15 protein-coding genes are annotated in these 19685 nt (G+C 58.6%); 11 read left to right on the plus strand and 4 right to left on the minus strand.

The window, feature by feature from the left end:
* From polB to rluA, 3 genes are all read left to right on the plus strand, one after another.
* Positions 1 to 2305 (plus strand): DNA polymerase II (polB, locus tag KHQ28_RS03695; RefSeq protein WP_211777565.1); only part of this gene is annotated, 2305 nt, incomplete at its 5' end.
* 187 nt (positions 2306 to 2492) lie between these two features.
* Positions 2493 to 5399, plus strand: a complete 2907-nt coding sequence (rapA, locus tag KHQ28_RS03700; RefSeq protein ID WP_023287243.1) for an RNA polymerase-associated protein RapA — start codon at positions 2493 to 2495, stop codon at positions 5397 to 5399.
* 12 nt (positions 5400 to 5411) lie between these two features.
* Positions 5412 to 6071, plus strand: a complete 660-nt coding sequence (gene rluA, locus KHQ28_RS03705) for a bifunctional tRNA pseudouridine(32) synthase/23S rRNA pseudouridine(746) synthase RluA (RefSeq protein ID WP_032419413.1) — start codon at positions 5412 to 5414, stop codon at positions 6069 to 6071.
* A 74-nt stretch (positions 6072 to 6145) separates the two neighbouring features.
* Here the strand turns inward: rluA and citX are convergent, their stop codons facing one another.
* Positions 6146 to 6685: a citrate lyase holo-[acyl-carrier protein] synthase gene (gene citX, locus KHQ28_RS03710; RefSeq protein ID WP_002888347.1), complete on the minus strand. Its 540-nt coding sequence runs from the start codon at positions 6683 to 6685 to the stop codon at positions 6146 to 6148.
* 179 nt (positions 6686 to 6864) lie between these two features.
* Positions 6865 to 8229: a 2-hydroxycarboxylate transporter family protein gene (locus tag KHQ28_RS03715; RefSeq protein WP_002888345.1), complete on the minus strand. Its 1365-nt coding sequence runs from the start codon at positions 8227 to 8229 to the stop codon at positions 6865 to 6867.
* A gap of 324 nt (positions 8230 to 8553) precedes the next feature.
* Here KHQ28_RS03715 and KHQ28_RS03720 point away from each other — a divergent pair, with 324 nt between their 5' ends.
* Positions 8554 to 10179, plus strand: coding sequence for a sensor histidine kinase (locus tag KHQ28_RS03720; RefSeq protein WP_032419414.1), 1626 nt, complete (start codon positions 8554 to 8556; stop codon positions 10177 to 10179).
* Complete coding sequence (locus tag KHQ28_RS03725; protein ID WP_032419415.1) at positions 10169 to 10867, plus strand: response regulator; 699 nt, start codon at positions 10169 to 10171, stop codon at positions 10865 to 10867. Before KHQ28_RS03720 ends, KHQ28_RS03725 begins: the two co-directional genes overlap by 11 nt.
* A 32-nt stretch (positions 10868 to 10899) precedes the next feature.
* Here KHQ28_RS03725 and djlA read toward each other — a convergent pair whose 3' ends face one another.
* Positions 10900 to 11727, minus strand: coding sequence for a co-chaperone DjlA (gene djlA, locus KHQ28_RS03730; protein WP_002888332.1), 828 nt, complete (start codon positions 11725 to 11727; stop codon positions 10900 to 10902).
* 243 nt (positions 11728 to 11970) lie between these two features.
* Here djlA and lptD point away from each other — a divergent pair, with 243 nt between their 5' ends.
* From lptD to apaH, 6 genes are read left to right on the plus strand one after another with little or no spacing between them, the layout of a single operon-like run.
* The gene (lptD, locus tag KHQ28_RS03735) at positions 11971 to 14319 is read left to right on the plus strand and encodes an LPS assembly protein LptD (protein WP_004147026.1); all 2349 of its coding nucleotides are present in this window, start codon (positions 11971 to 11973) and stop codon (positions 14317 to 14319) included.
* Positions 14320 to 14373: 54 nt separating this feature from the next.
* Positions 14374 to 15660, plus strand: a complete 1287-nt coding sequence (surA, locus tag KHQ28_RS03740) for a peptidylprolyl isomerase SurA (RefSeq protein WP_002888329.1) — start codon at positions 14374 to 14376, stop codon at positions 15658 to 15660.
* Positions 15661 to 15665: 5 nt separating this feature from the next.
* The gene (pdxA, locus tag KHQ28_RS03745; RefSeq protein WP_004177430.1) at positions 15666 to 16655 is read left to right on the plus strand and encodes a 4-hydroxythreonine-4-phosphate dehydrogenase PdxA; all 990 of its coding nucleotides are present in this window, start codon (positions 15666 to 15668) and stop codon (positions 16653 to 16655) included.
* A complete protein-coding gene (gene rsmA, locus KHQ28_RS03750; protein WP_002888324.1) occupies positions 16652 to 17473 on the plus strand; it encodes a 16S rRNA (adenine(1518)-N(6)/adenine(1519)-N(6))-dimethyltransferase RsmA in 822 nt (273 codons plus the stop codon). The genes pdxA and rsmA overlap by 4 nt, the downstream gene beginning before the upstream one ends.
* A gap of 2 nt (positions 17474 to 17475) precedes the next feature.
* Entirely contained in the window at positions 17476 to 17853 is a 378-nt protein-coding gene (gene apaG, locus KHQ28_RS03755) for a Co2+/Mg2+ efflux protein ApaG (RefSeq protein WP_002888323.1), read from the plus strand.
* 4 nt (positions 17854 to 17857) lie between these two features.
* Positions 17858 to 18706: a bis(5'-nucleosyl)-tetraphosphatase (symmetrical) ApaH gene (apaH, locus tag KHQ28_RS03760; RefSeq protein WP_002888321.1), complete on the plus strand. Its 849-nt coding sequence runs from the start codon at positions 17858 to 17860 to the stop codon at positions 18704 to 18706.
* Positions 18707 to 19125: 419 nt separating this feature from the next.
* Here apaH and folA read toward each other — a convergent pair whose 3' ends face one another.
* Positions 19126 to 19605 (minus strand): type 3 dihydrofolate reductase, encoded by a 480-nt coding sequence (gene folA / locus KHQ28_RS03765; protein WP_002888320.1) that lies wholly within the window; start codon positions 19603 to 19605, stop codon positions 19126 to 19128.
* Positions 19606 to 19685 lie beyond the last annotated feature (80 nt).

Consider the following 19685-nt stretch of genomic DNA (forward strand, 5'->3'; position numbering starts at 1 on the left):
GCAGGGCACCGAGCTCTCCTTCTGGCTGGCCACCGACGACGGTCCGCTGCAGGTAACCCTCCCGCCGCAGGAGTCCGTCGCCTTTATTCCCGAAGCGCAGCGGGCGCAGGCTGAACGGCTGCTGCAGGGGGAGAAAGGGCTCCGCTTCGCCCCGCTGGCCCTGAAAGATTTCCACCGTCAGCCGATTGTTGGCCTCTACTGCCGCGCCCATCGCCAGTTGATGCGTCTGGAGAAGATGCTCCGCGACAGCGGCGTCACCGTTTACGAAGGCGATATCCGCCCGCCGGAGCGCTATCTGATGGAGCGCTTTATCACCGCCCCGGTGTGGGTGGAAGGCGAAACGCGCGGCTCGCAGCTGGTCAACGCGCGCATGAAGCCGAACCCTGACTATCGTCCGCCGCTGAAATGGGTGTCGCTGGATATCGAAACCAGCCGCCACGGCGAGCTGTACTGCATCGGTCTGGAAGGCTGCGGCCAGAGGGTGGTCTACATGCTGGGCCCCGAACCGGAAACGCCGCCAGACGTCGACTTCGAGCTGGTCTTCATCGCCAGCCGTCCCCTGCTGCTGGAAAAGCTCAACGCCTGGTTTGCCGAACACGACCCCGACGTGCTGATCGGCTGGAACGTGGTGCAGTTCGATCTGCGCGTTCTGCAAAAGCACGCCGAACGCTATCGTATCCCGCTGCGGCTCGGCCGCGGCAACAGCGAGCTGGAGTGGCGTGAGCACGGCTTTAAGAACGGCGTCTTTTTCGCCCAGGCCAACGGGCGGCTGATTATCGACGGCATCGACGCGCTAAAATCGGCGTTCTGGAATTTCTCCTCCTTTTCGCTGGAGGCGGTGGCCCGCGAGCTGCTGGGAGAAGGCAAAGCCATCGACAACCCATGGGATCGGATGGATGAGATCGATCGCCGGTTTCATGAAGACAAACCGGCGCTGGCCATCTATAACCTGCAGGATTGCGAGCTGGTGACGCGGATCTTCCACAAAACGGAGATCATGCCGTTTTTGCTCGAACGGGCGACGGTCAACGGTCTGCCCGCCGACCGCCACGGCGGCTCGGTCGCCGCCTTCAGCCATCTCTATTTCCCGCGCATGCACCGCCTGGGCTACGTGGCGCCGAATCTCGGCGACGTACCGCCGCAGGCGAGCCCCGGCGGCTACGTGATGGACTCCCGCCCCGGCCTGTATGACTCGGTGCTGGTGCTGGACTATAAAAGCCTGTATCCGTCGATTATTCGTACCTTTTTAATCGATCCGGTCGGCCTGGTTGAAGGGCTGGCGCAACCCGATGACCAGCACAGTATCGAGGGCTTCCTCGGCGCCCGCTTCTCGCGAGATAAGCACTGCCTGCCGGGGATTGTCAGCCAGATCTGGCACGGCCGGGATGAAGCCAAACGCCAGCACAATAAGCCGCTCTCCCAGGCGCTGAAGATCATTATGAACGCCTTTTACGGCGTGCTGGGGACCAGCGCCTGCCGCTTCTTCGACCCGCGTCTCGCCTCGTCGATCACCATGCGCGGCCATGCGATCATGCGCCAGACTAAAGCGTTAATTGAAGCCAAAGGCTATGACGTTATCTACGGCGATACCGACTCCACCTTCGTCTGGCTTAAGCGCCCGCACAGCGAAGCCCAGGCGGCGGAGATCGGCCGCGAGCTGGTCAGCGATGTCAACGCCTGGTGGGCGCAGGAGCTTAGCAAAAGCCAGCTTACCAGCGCCCTGGAGCTGGAGTATGAAACCCACTTCTGCCGCTTTTTAATGCCGACGATCCGCGGCGCCGATACCGGCAGCAAGAAGCGCTATGCCGGGATGATTCAGGAGGGCGATGCCCAGCGCATGGTGTTTAAGGGGCTGGAAACGGTGCGTACCGACTGGACGCCGCTGGCCCAGCAGTTTCAACAGGAGTTATACCTGCGCATCTTCCGCAACCAGCCGTATCAGGATTATGTGCGGGAGACTATCGCCAGGCTGATGAACGGCGAGCTCGACGAACAGCTGGTTTATCGCAAACGCCTGCGCCGGCCGCTGGCGGAGTATCAGCGCAACGTACCGCCGCACGTGCGCGCCGCCCGGCTTGCCGATGAACACAACCTGAAGCTTGGGCGGGCGCAGCAGTATCAGCAGCGCGGCACCATCAAATACGTCTGGACCACCAGCGGCCCGGAGCCGGTGGATTACCAGCAGTCGCCGCTCGATTACGATCACTATTTAACAAAGCAGTTGCAGCCGGTGGCGGAAGGGATCCTGCCCTTCGTCAACGATGACTTTGCTACAATAGTGACAGGACAGTTGGGGCTATTTTGATTTTTTGTCACCCATTCCACGGGCACGAAAGCCTAAAAATGAAGCGTGAGGAGAACGTGACGAACGTTCTGCCATCCAGTAATATAGCGCCCTTTCCATTCCTGGCCCCAATTTTGACGCATCTCCGATTGTTCATGGAGATGATCAACTATTGCCTGCAATTAAAGAACTAAAGAGCCGAACATATATGCCTTTTACACTTGGTCAACGCTGGATTAGCGACACAGAGAGCGAACTAGGATTAGGGACGGTGGTAGCGCTGGATGCGCGCATGGTCACTCTCCTTTTCCCCGCCATCGGCGAAAACCGTCTGTACTCTCGCAACGATTCCCCGATCACCCGCGTAATGTTTAACCCGGGCGACACCATCACCAGCCATGAAGGCTGGCAGCTCCACGTTGACAAAGTGAATGAAGAGAACGGGCTGCTGTCCTACACTGGCACCCGCCTGGACACCCAGGAAACGAACGTCACCCTGCGTGAAGTGCTGCTCGACAGCAAACTGGTATTCAGCAAACCGCAGGACCGCCTGTTCGCCGGCCAAATCGACCGCATGGATCGCTTTGCCCTGCGCTACCGCGCGCGCAAGTTCCAGAGCGAACAGTACCGCATGCCGTGGAGCGGCCTGCGCGGCCAGCGCACCAGCCTGATCCCGCACCAGCTGCATATTGCCCACGATGTGGGCCGTCGTCACGCGCCGCGCGTCCTGCTGGCCGATGAAGTGGGCTTAGGTAAAACCATTGAAGCCGGGATGATCCTGCACCAGCAGCTGCTCTCCGGCGCCGCCGAGCGCGTGCTGATCGTGGTCCCGGAAACCCTCCAGCACCAGTGGCTGGTGGAGATGCTGCGCCGTTTCAACCTGCGTTTCTCGCTGTTCGACGACGAGCGCTACGCCGAAGCGCAGCACGATGCCTACAATCCGTTCGAAACCGAACAGCTGGTGATCTGCTCTTTAGACTTCGTGCGTCGCAGCAAGCAGCGCCTGGAGCACCTGTGCGACGCCGAGTGGGACCTGATGGTGGTCGACGAAGCGCACCACCTGGTGTGGAGCGAAGAGGCGCCGAGCCGTGAATATCAGGCTATTGAACAGCTGGCTGAGCGCGTGCCGGGTATCCTGCTGCTCACCGCGACGCCGGAACAGCTGGGAATGGAGAGCCATTTTGCGCGCCTGCGTCTGTTGGATCCGAACCGCTTCCACGATTTTGAACAGTTTGTCGAAGAACAGCAGAACTACCGTCCGGTGGCCGACGCCGTCGCGCTGCTGCTGGCGGGCAACAAGCTGAGCGATAGCGAACTCAATACCCTGGGCGATCTGATCGGCGAGCAGGATATCGAGCCGCTGCTGCAGGCCGCCAACAGCGATCGCGAAGATGCCCAGGCCGCGCGCCAGGAGCTGATCTCGATGCTGATGGACCGCCACGGCACCAGCCGCGTGCTGTTCCGTAATACCCGTAACGGCGTCAAAGGTTTCCCGAAACGCGAGCTGCACACCATTCGTCTGCCGCTGCCGACCCAGTACCAGACGGCCATCAAAGTGTCCGGCATTATGGGCGCGCGCAAAACCGCGGAAGAGCGCGCGCGCGACATGCTCTATCCGGAGCAGATCTATCAGGAATTTGAAGGTGATACCGGTACCTGGTGGAACTTCGACCCGCGCGTCGAGTGGCTGATGGGCTACCTGACCAGCCATCGCTCGCAGAAGGTGCTGGTAATCTGCGCTAAGGCCGCCACCGCCCTGCAGCTGGAGCAGGTGCTGCGCGAGCGCGAAGGCATCCGCGCCGCGGTGTTCCATGAAGGGATGTCGATTATCGAACGCGACCGCGCCGCGGCGTGGTTTGCTGAAGAAGACACCGGCGCCCAGGTGCTGCTGTGCTCCGAGATCGGCTCCGAAGGACGCAACTTCCAGTTCGCCAGCAACCTGGTGATGTTCGACCTGCCGTTTAACCCGGATCTGCTGGAGCAGCGTATCGGTCGTCTCGACCGTATCGGCCAGGCGCACGATATCCAGATCCACGTTCCGTACCTGGAAAAAACCGCGCAGTCGGTGCTGGTGCGCTGGTATCACGAAGGGCTCGACGCCTTCGAACATACCTGCCCGACCGGTCGCACCGTCTACGACAGCGTGCACGATGAACTGATCAACTATCTTGCGGCGCCGGAATCCATCGACGGCTTTGACGATCTGATCAAATCCTGCCGCCAACAGCATGATGCCCTGAAGGCGCAGCTGGAGCAGGGCCGCGACCGTCTGCTGGAGATCCACTCCAACGGCGGCGAGAAAGCCCAGGCCCTGGCGGAGAGCATCGAAGAGCAGGATGACGACACCAGCCTGATCGCTTTCTCGATGAACCTGTTCGATATCGTCGGCATCAACCAGGACGACCGCGGTGAAAACCTGATCGTCCTCACCCCTTCCGACCATATGCTGGTGCCGGATTTCCCGGGCCTGCCGGAAGACGGTTGCACCATCACCTTCGAACGTGACGTGGCGCTGTCGCGTGAAGATGCGCAATTTATTACCTGGGAACACCCGCTGATACGCAACGGTCTGGACCTGATCCTTTCCGGCGATACCGGCAGCAGCACCATTTCCCTGCTGAAGAACAAGGCGCTGCCGGTCGGCACCCTGCTGCTGGAGCTGATCTATGTCGTCGAAGCGCAGGCGCCGAAGCAGCTGCAGCTCAACCGCTTCCTGCCGGCGACCCCGGTTCGCATGCTGCTGGATAAAAACGGCAACAACCTCGCCGCGCAGGTGGAGTTCGAAAGCTTCAACCGCCAGCTGAGCGCGGTCAACCGCCATACCGGTAGCAAGCTGGTCAATGCGGTGCAGCAGGACGTTCATGCGATTCTGCAGCAGGGTGAAGCGCAGATCGCCAAAGCGGCGCAGGGGCTGATCGACGCGGCGCGTAACGAAGCCGATGAAAAGCTGACGGCGGAGCTGTCGCGTCTGGAAGCGCTGAAGGCGGTGAACCCGAACATCCGTGACGACGAACTGGCGGCGATCGAAAGCAACCGTCAGCAGGTGATGGATGCGCTGGCGCAGGCCGGATGGCGTCTGGACGCGCTGCGTCTGATCGTCGTCACTCACCAGTAACGGAACGCGAACATGGCGATGGAAAACTACAATCCGCCGCAGGATCCCTGGCTGGTGATCCTGTATCAGGATGAGCACATCATGGTGGTCAACAAGCCGAGCGGCTTGTTGTCCGTCCCCGGTCGTCTTGAGGAGCATAAAGACAGCGTGATGACGCGCATTCAGCGCGACTTCCCGCAGGCCGAATCGGTGCATCGCCTGGATATGGCCACCAGCGGCGTGATTGTGGTGGCGCTGAATAAAGCCGCCGAGCGTGAACTGAAGCGTCAGTTCCGCGAGCGCGAGCCGAAGAAGCAGTACGTCGCCCGCGTCTGGGGCCATCCGCAGCCGGCGGAAGGCCTCGTGGATTTACCGCTGATTTGCGACTGGCCGAACCGGCCAAAGCAGAAGGTGTGCTATGAAACCGGCAAAGCGGCGCAAACCGAATATGAGGTGCTGGAGTACGCAGAGGATAACACCGCCCGCGTGCGCCTGAAGCCGATTACCGGGCGGTCGCACCAGCTGCGCGTGCATATGCTGGCGCTGGGGCATCCGATCCTTGGCGACCGCTTCTATGCCACGCCGCAGGCGCTGGCGATGGCCCCGCGCCTGCTGCTGCACGCCGAGACGCTCACCATCACCCATCCTGCCTACGGCAACGCGATGACCTTTCGCGCGCCGATCGACTTTTAACGCTCATACTTCGAGTTGCATGCGGGTTGGCTGCGTGCAACTCGGATTAGTGAGGATACAGAAAACAATCCCGATTAATCGCGGGCGAACCACGCGTCAATCATCTGCTCAACGCGGGCGACGACGAGATCGGTGTCGTGACGACGGCTGCGCGCACAGGCGTGCGCCGGCTCATCGCACAGCAGGCAGCGGCGCTGCGATTCGCCCAGCGACTGGCGTCCCACCAGCCCGTTCTGCGGACAGATTACATCGATATCCCACAGGCGTCCCAGCGGATGGCTCTGCTCCAGCGTACTGCACATCGCTTTGATTTCGCTGGCCGGATGCGCTACGCACCACAGCGCTTCTGGCCCGGTCGGCAGCCATAGCACCTGACGATCCAGCGTTTGCCAGCGGTGCTTCCACAGCAGCTGATCGCAGGCCTGGAGGGCAACGCCCATCATATTGCGATAGCGAATGCTGTCCTTCACCGCCCCCGGGGTCACCAGGGTCAGGGAAATAACAGGCTGCTGATAATGGGCCAACCAGTCGGCCTGGCGGGCTGCACGCTGCTCTTTCGCCGCCAGCAATGCGTCGATGCTGACGCCCGCCTGGGCGGGAGTATCCACTGACATTAATTCCTCTCCTACATATGATAAATACGACAGCGCCTGGACTGTCATGATGATGGTTGCGATAGCCGATCGCGCGCTGATTGTAACGCTAAATGCGGAGCATTTAGGATACAGAACGCAGATATTTTCGGCGTTCTGTAGCGGAAAATAGCAGATTTATCGCTGAGCGTAGCGTTATATCACGCCAGATAGTGGCTGAGGAACAGCAACCCCAGCGAGACATTTATCGCCCCGCCGATGCGGGTAGCGATCTGCGCGAACGGCATCAGGCTCATGCGGTTGCCGGCGGTCAGGATCGCCACATCGCCGGTGCCGCCCTGCCCGCTCTGGCAACAGGAAACAATCGCCACATCGATCGGGTGCATCCCTATCTTTTTACCAACCAGGAAACCGGTCGCCACCAGCGCGGAGACGGTACTGACGATCACCAGCAGGTTGGTTAAAGTGAAGGCGTTTACCAGTTCCTGCCACGGGGTGATCGCCACGCCAACGGCAAAGAGGATCGGGTAGGTGACCGCGGTGCGGAAGAATTTATACACCATCTGCGACCCCTCCTGCAGACGCGGAGACACCACGTTAGCCAGCTTTAACAGCACCGCGAGGAACAGCATGCCTACCGGCGCCGGCAGACCAATCAGTTTGTGGCCGAGCATCCCCATCATATACAGCAGTACCGCCAGCAGCGCGCCGGAGGCGAGGGTCCCAACGTCGGTCTTACCGCTCACGCCTTCGCTCTCGCTGAGGCTGCGGGTTTCATGGCTGCGGTTCGGCATCAGTTGCCCTTCGCCGGTCAGATGCGGGAAGCGCTTGCCGAGCTGGTTGAGGCAGCCGGAGATGACGATCGCCGTCAGGCTGCCAAGCATCACCATCGGCAATACCCGGCCCAGGGCCACGCCCTGCTCCATATGCATCAGCGCGGCATAACCCATTGACAGCGGGATCGCCCCCTCTCCCACGCCGCCGGCCATAATCGGCAGCACGATAAAGAAGAACACCTGGAACGGCTCCATGCCCAGCAGCGTGCCGACGCCGATGCCCACCAGCATGCCGACCACTTCGCCGCACAGCATCGGGAAGAAGATCTTCAGAAAGCCCTGAATCAGCGTGGTGCGGTTCATACTCATGATGCTGCCGACAATGATGCAGCAGATATAGAGATAGAGGATGTTAGTGGATTTATAGAATTTGGTCGTGGATTCAATAACCACGTCAGGCAGCAGACCATAGTGGACCAGCGCGGAAGGAATAAAGGTGGCGCAGATCGCCGCCGCACCGAGTTTCCCCAGCACCGGGAGGCGTTTACCAAACTCGCCGCAGGCGAAGCCAAAGAAAGCCAGGGTGGCCACCATCACCACGATATCGCTCGGCAGTTTGCCGCCAAGGCAGTCGAGGGCAATCAGTCCTCCGGCCAGCAGAAACAGCGGCAGCGGGACGATCCCCACCTTCCAGTTATCCATGATATGCCACCAGCGCTGCTTGAGCGTGGTTTTCGGCGTATCGATCGGTTCAAGGGTTGCAGAGAATGCATTGTCTGTGGTGCTCATAAATTCAGCCCTGTCGTTATTATTCATTTTCAGCGTAAAGGGACAGCGGCGTCGTTAATGTGAAGCTTCCCAGATTAAAAAAGAAGTTTTAATGGTCACTATGGTTTTTATGGTTTCTATTCGCTGAACTGCCCGGGAGTGATATATCTCTGATTTATGACTGTGGTTTTTATGGTTTTTATTTCCCGCCGGCCGCCTATTTCCGCCGCGACCGCTGGCGGCAGCCCGCGCCTGCGCCGCTGATCACAACTTTCCCTTAACATTTACGTCACGTGACAGAAAAATGTTAGAGTGCCGGTATGGTTAATACGTCGTCCGGGGCCTATGAAATTATCTTTTCAATATAAGCTGTTTATTTCTCTGGTCGCTTTTTTCTCGGTCCTTTTTATCGCGCTGGGCATTTATTATTATTTTGACGCCAGCCGCCAGCTTTATCAGGAGATGAGCGCCCGGGCCAAAATACAGGCCGAAGAGATAGCCCTGATGCCGAATTTACGTCAACAGGTCAGCCGGCACGATCCACAGGCGATTCAGGCGTTTATGCAGCAAATCGCCGCCCATAGCGACGCCAGCTTTATCGTCATCGGCGACCGTCAGGGAGTTCATCTGTTTCATTCCGTCCATCCGGAGTGGGTCGGCACCCGACTGGTCGGCGGCGACAACCAGGCGGTACTGGAAGGAAAATCCATCACCACCATTCGCAAAGGCGGCCTCGGGGTCTCGCTGCGCAGCAAAACGCCCATCGTTGATGACGCAGGGCGTGTGATCGGTATTGTCTCCGTCGGCTACCTCACCAGCTATCTCGACAGCATTACTCTGACTAAAGTGATCAATATTTTTATCGCCGCCGTCCTGCTGCTCATCGCCCTGTTTATCTTCTCCTGGTACTTTACCCGCAGCATCAAGAAGCAAATTTTTTCGCTCGAGCCGCGGGAAATTGGCCTGCTGGTTCGCCAGCAAAAGGCGATGATGGAGTCGATCTTTGAGGGGGTGATCGTCATCGATCACCAGCGGCGTATTGAGGTGATAAACCATGCCGCCCGCAGCCTGCTGGGGCTCAGCCAGCCCGCCCGCCAGCTGCGCGGTCAGTCGATCGACAGCGTCATTTCGCCGCAGCCCTTTTTCGCCAGCGGCGACATGCTCGAACGCGATACCCACGATGAGCTGTGCCGCTTCAACCAGTTGACCGTGCTCGCCAGTCGGGTGCGCATTATGCTGGAGAATACCCTGCAGGGCTGGGTGATCACATTCCGTGACCGCAATGAAATCAATGCCCTCACCGCCCAGCTGAGCCAGGTGAAGCGCTATGTCGACAATCTGCGCATCATGCGCCACGAGCAGCTCAACCGGATGACTACCCTCTCCGGCCTGCTGCATATGGGCCATTATGACGAAGCGATCCGCTATATTCAGGCCCAGTCGGAACATGCTCAGGAGCTACTGGATTTTATCTCCTCGCACTTCCACTCGCCGACGCTATGCGGTCTGCTGCTCGGCAAAGCCACCCGCGCCCGCGAAAAAGGCGTGGCGCTGAGCTTCGACCCGGCCTGCCGTATCGACCGCCCCCTGCCGTCGCTGATGGAATCCGAGCTGATCTCCATCATCGGCAACCTGCTGGATAACGCCATCGAAGCCACGCAGCGTGCCGAGCTGCCGCATGAGCCGGTGGAAGTCCTGATCCAGCTCAACGCCCGGGAGTTGATTATCGAAGTGGCCGACCGCGGCGTCGGCATCCGCCCCGATATCCGCGAGCGCATTTTTGAACGCGGCGTCACCACCAAAACCCGTGGCGATCACGGCATTGGTCTGTATCTTATTGAACATTATGTCACTCAGGCGGGCGGCACCATCGAAGTCGCCGATAACGCGCCGCGGGGAACGATCTTCACCCTATTTATCCCGGCCGACGCGCACGCCTGTCCGCAACCGGAGGCCCACGATGCATCATGACCTGGTCGATGTGCTAATCATTGAAGATGAGAGCGAACTGGCGCGCCTGCACGCCGAGCTTGTGCAAAAACACCCGCGACTGCGGCTGGCAGGCATGGCGGCCTCCCTCGCCCAGGCGCGGCAGCTGCTTCACGCCACGCCGCCGCAGCTGGTGCTGCTGGATAACTATTTACCGGACGGCAAAGGCGTCACGCTGATGACCGACCCGGCGCTGGCGACCAGCCAATGCTCGGTGATCTTTATCACCGCCGCCAGCGATATGGAAACCTGCAGCCAGGCCATCCGCAACGGCGCCTTCGACTATATCCTTAAGCCGGTATCATGGAAGCGGCTGAGCCAGTCGCTGGAGCGCTTTATCCAGTTCTACGATCAGCAACGGGAGTGGAAAATCGTCGATCAGCAAAACGTCGATTCCCTCTATCAACTGCAGGCGAAGAACTATCGCGTGGATAGCGGCAGCAAGGGGATTGAAGAGAAAACGCTGGCGCTGGTGCAGGGACTGTTTAGCGACCGGGAAGCGCACTGTTTTTCCGTTGATGAAGTGGTCAGCGCCGCCGGGCTTAGCAAAACCACCGCCCGTCGCTATCTGGAGCACGGCGTTGAGATCGGTTTTCTGGAAGTGGAGATGCTGTACGGAAAAATTGGCCATCCGCGGCGGCTGTATCGCCGCGCTAAGGTCAAAAGTTAAAACCCCTCGCCGGACGGGAGGGGCTGGAAACGTCAGAAGCCGCGCTGCTCTTTGATCAGCTCCCAGGCCTTCTGGATCTCCTGGGCCTTCTGTTTGGCCATCTCCATCATCTCCGGCGGCAGACCTTTCGCTACCAGCTTGTCCGGATGATGTTCGTTCATCAGCTTGCGATAGGCGCGCTTCACCGTCGCCGCGTCGTCGGTCGGTTTTACTCCCAGCACATTGCAGGCATCTTCGAGGGTCGGCCCACGCTGCGCCTGCTGCCAGCCGGCGTTGCCGCCATGCTGGCCATAAGAGCGCTGCTGCGAACCGCCGCCAAACTGGGCGCCGCCCTGCATCATCCGCAGGAATTGATCGAACTGGGCGCGGGAGATGCCGAGCTCGTCGGCAATGACGAACAGCACTTCACGTTCGTTAGGATGCAGTTCGCCATCAGCGAACGCCGCCTGCAGCTGAATTTCCAGAAACATCCGAATCAGATCGAAACGGCCAAAGCAGACGCTGCGCAGCTGACGCATTTTCTCGCGCAGGGGATAGTTGTCGGCCTTACCGTCGCGAAACGCCTGCTGCGCCGCGGTGCGCGAGGCGCCATGCAGGTTCATGCGATCCATTAGCACATTGGCGACATGAATATCCGCTTCGGTAACGCGGCCCTTGGATTTGGTCAGGTGCCCCATCACTTCGAAGGTGGTGGAAAAGAAGAGCGACTGACGCTCCTGCTGATTGGCGAAGAGATTTAACCGGCGGCTGCGCGCCCGGTCAAACATATGGCCGACCAGAAAGCCAAGCACCACGCCCCAGAACCCACCCCCCATCAGCAAAGCCACTGCCACGCCAATCACTTTACCCAAATACTGCATAGACTCCCCAACTGTTTATCGCCGTTAAGCTCGAATATGACCGCACGTTACCCGGCACTCGCGCCTCGGTCAATTGTGGGACATAGCCTATAATTTGCTTTATCATACTCGTCATTCAACAGGGTGCCTAACGCTCGGGCTCGAAACGGGCAGGATTAACACTAGCGTGATAATGTTGAGTAAGTTAGGCTCTGACCGTTTGCAAGCCGCTGTCACAAGATGATGGAACAATAAATACAACGTATGAAAAAACGTATTCCCAGCCTCCTGGCTACGATGATTGCCAGCGCCTTGTATAGCCAACAAGGCCTCGCTGCCGATCTCGCAACGCAATGTATGCTTGGCGTGCCAAGCTATGATCGTCCGCTCGTGGAAGGTCGTCCTGGCGATCTGCCGGTGACGATTAACGCCGATCATGCGAAGGGCAACTACCCGGACAACGCCGTCTTTACCGGCAACGTCGATATTAACCAGGGGAATAGTCGCCTCCGCGCCGACGAAGTTCAGCTGCATCAGCAGCAGGCCGCGGGCCAGGCGCAGCCGGTGCGCACGGTGGACGCGCTGGGCAACGTGCATTACGACGATAACCAGGTGATCCTCAAAGGGCCAAAAGCCTGGTCGAATCTGAATACCAAAGATACCAACGTCTGGCAGGGCGATTATCAAATGGTCGGACGCCAGGGACGCGGCACCGCCGACCTGATGAAACAGCGCGGTGAAAACCGCTATACCATTCTCGAAAACGGCAGCTTTACCTCCTGTCTGCCGGGCTCCGACACCTGGAGCGTCGTCGGCAGCGAAGTTATCCACGATCGCGAAGAGCAGGTTGCCGAGATCTGGAACGCCCGCTTCAAGCTTGGCTCTGTGCCGATTTTCTATAGCCCCTACCTGCAGCTGCCGGTGGGCGATAAGCGTCGTTCAGGCTTCCTGATCCCGAACGCGAAATACAGCACCAAAAACGGCGTGGAATTCTCCCTGCCGTACTACTGGAACATCGCGCCAAACTTCGATGCCACCATTACTCCGCACTATATGAACAAACGCGGCGGCGTGATGTGGGAAAACGAGTTCCGCTATCTGACCCAGCTCGGCAGCGGCTTAACTGAATTCGACTACCTGCCGTCGGATAAAGTCTACGAAGACGACCACTCGAGCGACAGCAACAGCCGCCGCTGGCTGTTCTACTGGAACCACTCAGGGGTTATCGATCAGGTATGGCGTCTGAACGCTGACTACACCAAGGTCAGCGATCCTGACTACTTCAACGACTTCAGCTCGAAATATGGTTCCAGTACCGACGGCTATGCGACGCAGAAATTCAGCGCCGGTTACGTCAACCAGAACTTTGACGCCACGGTATCGACCAAACAGTTCCAGGTCTTTGACCGCGAATCGAGCAACTCCTATTCGGCTGAGCCGCAGCTCGACGTCAACTACTACCAGAATGATGTCGGTCCGTTCGATACCCATCTCTATGGACAGGTTGCCCATTTTGTTAACTCGAATAACAACATGCCGGAAGCGACCCGCGTTCACTTCGAACCGACGATCAACCTGCCGCTGTCCAACGGTTGGGGCAGTCTGAATACCGAAGCCAAGCTGCTGGCGACTCACTACCAGCAAAGCAACCTCGATAAGTACAATGCCGCCAACGGCACTGACTATAAAGAGTCCGTCAGCCGCGTAATGCCGCAGTTTAAAGTCGACGGCAAAATGGTCTTTGAACGCGACCTGCAGGAGGGATTCACCCAAACGCTGGAACCGCGCGTGCAGTATCTGTACGTGCCGTACCGCGATCAGAGTGAAATCGGCAACTACGACTCCACGCTGTTGCAGTCGGATTACACCGGTCTGTTCCGCGACCGTACCTATAGCGGTCTGGACCGCATCGCGTCGGCTAATCAGGTCACCACCGGGCTCACCTCGCGCGTGTATGATGCCGCCGCGGTGGAACGTTTTAATATTTCCGTTGGTCAAATCTACTATTTCACCGAGTCACGCACCGGTGATGACAACATCAACTGGGAGAACAACGATACCACGGGTTCACTGGTCTGGGCCGGCGATACCTACTGGCGCATTGCCGATGAATGGGGTCTGCGCGGAGGGATCCAGTACGATACGCGTCTGGATAACGTTGCCACTGGTAACGGCACCATTGAATACCGTCGCGATGAGAACCGCTTAGTTCAGCTTAACTATCGTTACGCCAGCCCGGAATATATTCAGGCCACGCTGCCGTCATATTCCACCGCGGCACAATATAAACAGGGTATTTCGCAGGTGGGGATGACCGCCAGTTGGCCGATTGTCGATCGCTGGTCCGTGGTCGGGGCCTACTACTACGATACTAATACCCGGAAAGCAGCAAACCAGATGTTGGGTGTGCAGTATAACTCCTGCTGCTACGCCATCCGTCTTGGCTACGAACGTAAAGTCAACGGCTGGAACAGCAACGACAACGGCGGCGAGAGCAAATACGATAACACCTTCGGAATCAATATCGAATTGCGCGGTCTGAGCTCTAACTACGGCCTCGGCACCCAGCAGATGCTGCGCTCGAACATTTTACCGTACCAGAGCTCCCTGTGATGCGGCTGGTCTACAACATCATCCGCATTTGCGGTTAATCGAAATGGAAAAAGTATGAAGAACTGGAAAACGCTGCTTCTCGGTATCGCCATGATCGCGAATACCAGTTTCGCTGCCCCCCAGGTGGTCGATAAAGTAGCGGCCGTCGTCAATAATGGCGTCGTGCTGGAAAGCGACGTCGATGGTTTGATGCAATCGGTTAAGCTCAATGCTGGTCAGGCTGGCCAACAGCTGCCGGATGACGCCACCCTGCGCCATCAAATCCTCGAAAGACTGATCATGGACCAGATCGTGTTACAGATGGGGCAGAAGATGGGCGTGAAGATCTCTGACGACCAGCTCGATCAGGCTATCGCCAACATCGCCAAACAAAATAATATGACCTTGGATCAGATGCGCAGCCGTCTGGCCTATGAAGGCATCAACTACAACACCTACCGTAACCAGATCCGTAAAGAGATGCTGATTTCGGAAGTGCGTAACAATGAAGTGCGTCGTCGCATCACCGTGCTGCCGCAGGAAGTGGAAGCGCTGGCGAAACAGATCGGCGACCAGAACGACGCCAGCACCGAGCTCAACCTGAGCCACATCCTGATCCCGCTGCCGGAGAACCCGACCTCTGATGAAGTCGCCGCGGCCCAGGAGCAAGCAAACTCCATCGTTGAGCAGGCGCGCAACGGCGCCAACTTCGGCAAACTGGCGATCACCTACTCCGCTGACCAACAGGCGCTGAAGGGTGGCCAGATGGGCTGGGGCCGTATCCAGGAGCTGCCGGGCATTTTCGCTCAGGCGTTAAGCACCGCGAAGAAAGGGGATATCGTCGGTCCGATTCGTTCCGGCGTTGGTTTCCACATTCTGAAAGTCAACGACCTGCGCGGTGGTACCCAGAATATCTCCGTTACCGAGGTTCACGCCCGTCATATTCTGCTGAAACCGTCGCCGATCATGAACGACGCCCAGGCTCAGGCTAAGCTGGAACAGATCGCAGCCGAGATTAAGAGCGGGAAAATCACGTTTGCTCAAGCGGCGAAAACCTATTCGGAAGATCCGGGCTCGGCAAACCAGGGCGGTGATTTAGGCTGGGCCACGCCGGACATCTTTGACCCGGCGTTCCGCGATGCGCTGATGCGTCTGAACAAAGGGCAGACCAGCGGACCGGTGCACTCTTCCTTTGGCTGGCATCTGATCGAACTGCTGGATAGCCGTCAGGTCGACAGAACCGACGCCGCGCAGAAAGATCGTGCTTACCGCATGCTGATGAACCGCAAATTCTCTGAAGAAGCGGCAACCTGGATGCAGGAACAGCGCGCCAGTGCGTATGTTAAAATTCTGAGCAACTAATATCGATGCCTGAAACCCGTAAAGTTGTTATCACTCCCGGCGAACCCGCCGGGATTGGCCCTGACCTGGTCGTGCAGCTTGCCCAGCGCGACTGGCCAGTTGAGCTGGTGATTTGCGCCGATGGCGCCCTGTTAACTGACCGAGCCAAGCGGCTCGGTCTTCCTTTATCTCTCCTCCCTTACGATCCCGCGCAACCTCCTGTTCCTCAGCGCGCCGGTACCCTGACGCTGCTGAACGTGGCGCTAAACGTCCCGGCGGAGCCCGGCGTGCTGAATGTGCAAAACGGCGCCTACGTAGTGGAGACGCTGGCGCGCGCCTGCGACGGCTGCCTTAGCGGCGAGTTTGCGGCGTTAGTGACCGGCCCGGTGCATAAAGGCAACATCAACGACGCCGGTATCGCCTTTACCGGTCATACCGAGTTCTTTGAAGAGCGCGCGAAGGCCAGCAAAGTGGTGATGATGTTGGCGACCGAGGAGCTGCGGGTGGCGCTGGTCACCACTCATCTGCCGTTGAAAGCCATCAGCGAAGCGATTACCCCCGAGCTACTGCGCGAGATCATCACCATTCTCGATCACGACCTGCGCACGAAATTTGGCATTGCCCAGCCGCATGTGCTGGTTTGCGGGCTTAACCCGCACGCTGGCGAAGGCGGCCATATGGGAACAGAAGAGATAGACACCATCATTCCGGTGCTGGAAGAGATGCGCGCAAAGGGGATGAACCTCAGCGGTCCGCTGCCGGCAGACACCCTCTTTCAGCCGAAATATCTTGATCATGCCGATGCGGTACTCGCGATGTACCACGATCAGGGCCTGCCCGTGCTAAAATACCAGGGCTTTGGCCGCGGCGTGAACATTACGCTCGGTTTACCTTTTATTCGTACCTCCGTCGACCACGGCACCGCACTGGAATTAGCGGGCCAGGGAAAAGCGGACGTCGGCAGTTTTATCACGGCGCTTAATCTCGCCATCAAAATGATTGTTAATACCCAATGAATAATCGAGTCCATCAGGGCCATTTAGCCCGTAAACGCTTCGGGCAGAACTTCCTCAACGATCAGTTTGTGATCGACAGCATCGTCTCGGCGATTAACCCGCAGAAAGGCCAGGCGATGGTTGAAATCGGCCCCGGCCTGGCGGCCCTGACCGAGCCGGTCGGCGAACGCCTTGACCAGCTGACCGTCATCGAACTGGACCGCGATCTGGCGGCTCGCCTGCAGACGCATCCGTTCCTCGGTCCAAAGCTGACCATCTATCAGCAGGATGCGATGACCATGAACTTTGGCGAACTGGCGGAGAAAATGGGCCAGCCGCTGCGCGTCTTCGGCAACCTGCCGTACAATATCTCGACCCCGCTGATGTTCCATCTGTTCAGCTATACTGATGCCATTGCCGATATGCACTTTATGCTGCAGAAGGAAGTAGTGAATCGTCTGGTTGCCGGACCGAACAGTAAGGCGTATGGTCGGTTAAGCGTGATGGCACAATATTATTGCCAGGTGATCCCGGTACTCGAAGTGCCGCCGAGCGCGTTTACCCCGCCGCCTAAGGTCGACTCCGCGGTGGTACGCCTGGTGCCGCACAGCACCATGCCGTATCCGGTCAAAGAGATCCGGGTGCTGAGCCGCATCACCACCGAAGCGTTCAACCAGCGCCGCAAGACTATCCGCAACAGTCTCGGCAATCTGTTCAGCGTGGAAGTGCTGACCGAGCTGGGCATCGACCCGGCCATGCGCGCCGAAAATATTTCCGTGGCGCAGTACTGCCTGATGGCCAACTGGCTGTCTGACAATCTGCCAACGAAGGAGAGCTAACCATGATTCATTCGCCCCGGGTGTGTGTCCAGGTACAGAGCGTCTATATCGAATCGCAGTCTTCCCCGGAAGAAGAGCGCTACGTCTTCGCTTACACCGTCACCATTCGCAACCTGGGGCGGAGTCAGGTTCAGCTGCTTGGCCGCTACTGGCTCATCACTAATGGCCACGGTCGTGAGACTGAAGTTCAGGGTGAAGGGGTGGTCGGCGAGCAACCGCATATTCCCGCCGGCGGTGAATATCAATATACCAGCGGCGCAGTGATTGAAACGCCGCTGGGAACCATGCAGGGTCATTATGAGATGATCGATATCGACGGCGCGCCGTTCCGTATTGAGATCCCTGTTTTCCGTCTCGCAGTTCCAACGCTCATTCATTAAAACAATGTCAACATACCTTATTGGCGACGTTCACGGTTGCTACGATGAACTGATCGCATTATTAGCGCAGGTTGAATTCGATCCGCGGAGAGATACGCTGTGGCTGACCGGCGATCTGGTGGCCCGAGGCCCGGGATCGCTGGAGGTCCTGCGCTATGTCAAATCTCTGGGCGACAGCGTTCGACTGGTGCTGGGCAACCATGACTTACACCTGCTGGCGGTCTTTGCCGGTATCAGCCGCAACAAGCCAAAGGATCGTCTGAAACCACTGCTGGAAGCGCCGGATGCCGATGAGCTGCTCAACTGGCTGCGTCGCCAGCCGCTGCTGCAGGTGGATGAAGAGAAAAAGCTGGTGATGGCCCATGCCGGCATTACGCCGCAGTGGGATCTGGAGACCGCCCAGCAGTGCGCGCGTGATGTTGAAGCAGTGCTCTCCAGCGACTCCTATCCTTTCTTCCTCGATGCCATGTACGGCGACATGCCGAACCACTGGAGCAACGAGCTGAGCGGCCTGGCGCGCCTGCGCTTTATCTCTAACGCCTTTACCCGCATGCGCTACTGTTTCCCGAACGGCCAGCTGGATATGTATTCGAAGGAAGCGCCCGAGGACGCCCCGGCGCCGCTGAAGCCGTGGTTTGCCATTCCCGGCCCGGTCAGCAATGCCTACAGCATTGCCTTTGGCCACTGGGCTTCGCTGGAGGGACGCGGCACGCCGGAGGGGATTTACGCCCTGGATACCGGCTGCTGCTGGGGCGGGGAACTCACCTGCCTGCGCTGGGAAGATAAGCAGTACTTCACCCAGCCGTCAAACCGGCAGAAAAGCCTCGACGAAGGCGAAGCCGTCGCGTCCTGACTCTTCCCGGATAGCGGCGCGTTGCGCCTTATCCGGGCTACCTGCTGCGTCGTTTTGTCGGGTGGCGGCTAACGCCTTACCCGACCTACATTTCCTTGCCATTTGTAGCCCGGGCAGCGCTCCCGGAAGACAAAGTCAGCGATGGGAAACACGACGCAGTCCCGTAGGCCCGCGCAAGCGCAGCGCCGCCGGGCAAGAACTGCGGGCGCGGAGCCACTTTTGTGTCGGGTGGCGGCTTACGCCTTACCCGACCTACATTTCCTTGCCATTTGTAGCCTTGGGCAGCGCTCCAGGAAGACGAAGCCCGCGATGGGAAACATGACGAGATACTGAGTGCGCCATCGTCGCGCAATTCATGCAAAAGAAAACCCCGGTCACGCCAGACGCGACCGGGGTTTTTTTATCGCTATCCTGCCCGCTTAACGGCGTTCGAGGATCTCAAAGCAGTAGCTATGGGAGTTCTGCGCGTCGGCGTCATGAAACTCGCTGAACACCGACTCCCATTCGTCCGGATCGTAATCCGGGAAATGGGTATCGCCTTCCACTTCCGCATCAATATGGGTCAAGTAGAGCTTCTGCGCTTTCGGCAGGAACTGCTCATACACCCGGCCGCCGCCGATCACCATAATCTCTTCCACATCGCCGCAGGCGGCAATTGCTTCTTCTACGGAGGAGACCCACTGCACGCGATCGTCGCTGCCGGGTTTGCTGCTGATCACGATATTTTTACGCCCCGGCAATGGGCGCCCAATGGATTCCCAGGTCAGACGCCCCATCACCACCGGCTTATTTAACGTGTTGCGTTTGAACCAGGCGAGATCGGCAGGCAGGTTCCATGGCATGGCGTTTTCCATACCAATGACGCGATCTACCGCTAACGCCGCAATCAGACTGATCATTCATTCATTCCCGAGTGCAAAAAATTGTCGCCACTATACGGAAAGCGTACAACTTCGTCGACTGGCCGGAGGGTAAAGAA

It is taken from the genome of Klebsiella sp. 28 (assembly GCF_018223905.1).
GTDB lineage: Bacteria > Pseudomonadota > Gammaproteobacteria > Enterobacterales > Enterobacteriaceae > Klebsiella > Klebsiella pneumoniae.

What these genes read in the sequence shown, in the direction of transcription:
- surA (WP_002888329.1), top strand. Translation starts at nt 14,374, where the DNA reads ATGAAGAACTGGAAAACGCTGCTTCTCGGTATCGCCATGATCGCGAAT.
- rluA (WP_032419413.1), top strand. Translation starts at nt 5,412, where the DNA reads ATGGCGATGGAAAACTACAATCCGCCGCAGGATCCCTGGCTGGTGATC.
- rapA (WP_023287243.1), top strand. Translation starts at nt 2,493, where the DNA reads ATGCCTTTTACACTTGGTCAACGCTGGATTAGCGACACAGAGAGCGAA.
- KHQ28_RS03715 (WP_002888345.1), bottom strand. Translation starts at nt 8,229, where the DNA reads ATGAGCACCACAGACAATGCATTCTCTGCAACCCTTGAACCGATCGAT.
- lptD (WP_004147026.1), top strand. Translation starts at nt 11,971, where the DNA reads ATGAAAAAACGTATTCCCAGCCTCCTGGCTACGATGATTGCCAGCGCC.
- djlA (WP_002888332.1), bottom strand. Translation starts at nt 11,727, where the DNA reads ATGCAGTATTTGGGTAAAGTGATTGGCGTGGCAGTGGCTTTGCTGATG.
- pdxA (WP_004177430.1), top strand. Translation starts at nt 15,666, where the DNA reads ATGCCTGAAACCCGTAAAGTTGTTATCACTCCCGGCGAACCCGCCGGG.
- KHQ28_RS03720 (WP_032419414.1), top strand. Translation starts at nt 8,554, where the DNA reads ATGAAATTATCTTTTCAATATAAGCTGTTTATTTCTCTGGTCGCTTTT.
- apaG (WP_002888323.1), top strand. Translation starts at nt 17,476, where the DNA reads ATGATTCATTCGCCCCGGGTGTGTGTCCAGGTACAGAGCGTCTATATC.
- rsmA (WP_002888324.1), top strand. Translation starts at nt 16,652, where the DNA reads ATGAATAATCGAGTCCATCAGGGCCATTTAGCCCGTAAACGCTTCGGG.
- citX (WP_002888347.1), bottom strand. Translation starts at nt 6,685, where the DNA reads ATGTCAGTGGATACTCCCGCCCAGGCGGGCGTCAGCATCGACGCATTG.
- folA (WP_002888320.1), bottom strand. Translation starts at nt 19,605, where the DNA reads ATGATCAGTCTGATTGCGGCGTTAGCGGTAGATCGCGTCATTGGTATG.
- apaH (WP_002888321.1), top strand. Translation starts at nt 17,858, where the DNA reads ATGTCAACATACCTTATTGGCGACGTTCACGGTTGCTACGATGAACTG.
- KHQ28_RS03725 (WP_032419415.1), top strand. Translation starts at nt 10,169, where the DNA reads ATGCATCATGACCTGGTCGATGTGCTAATCATTGAAGATGAGAGCGAA.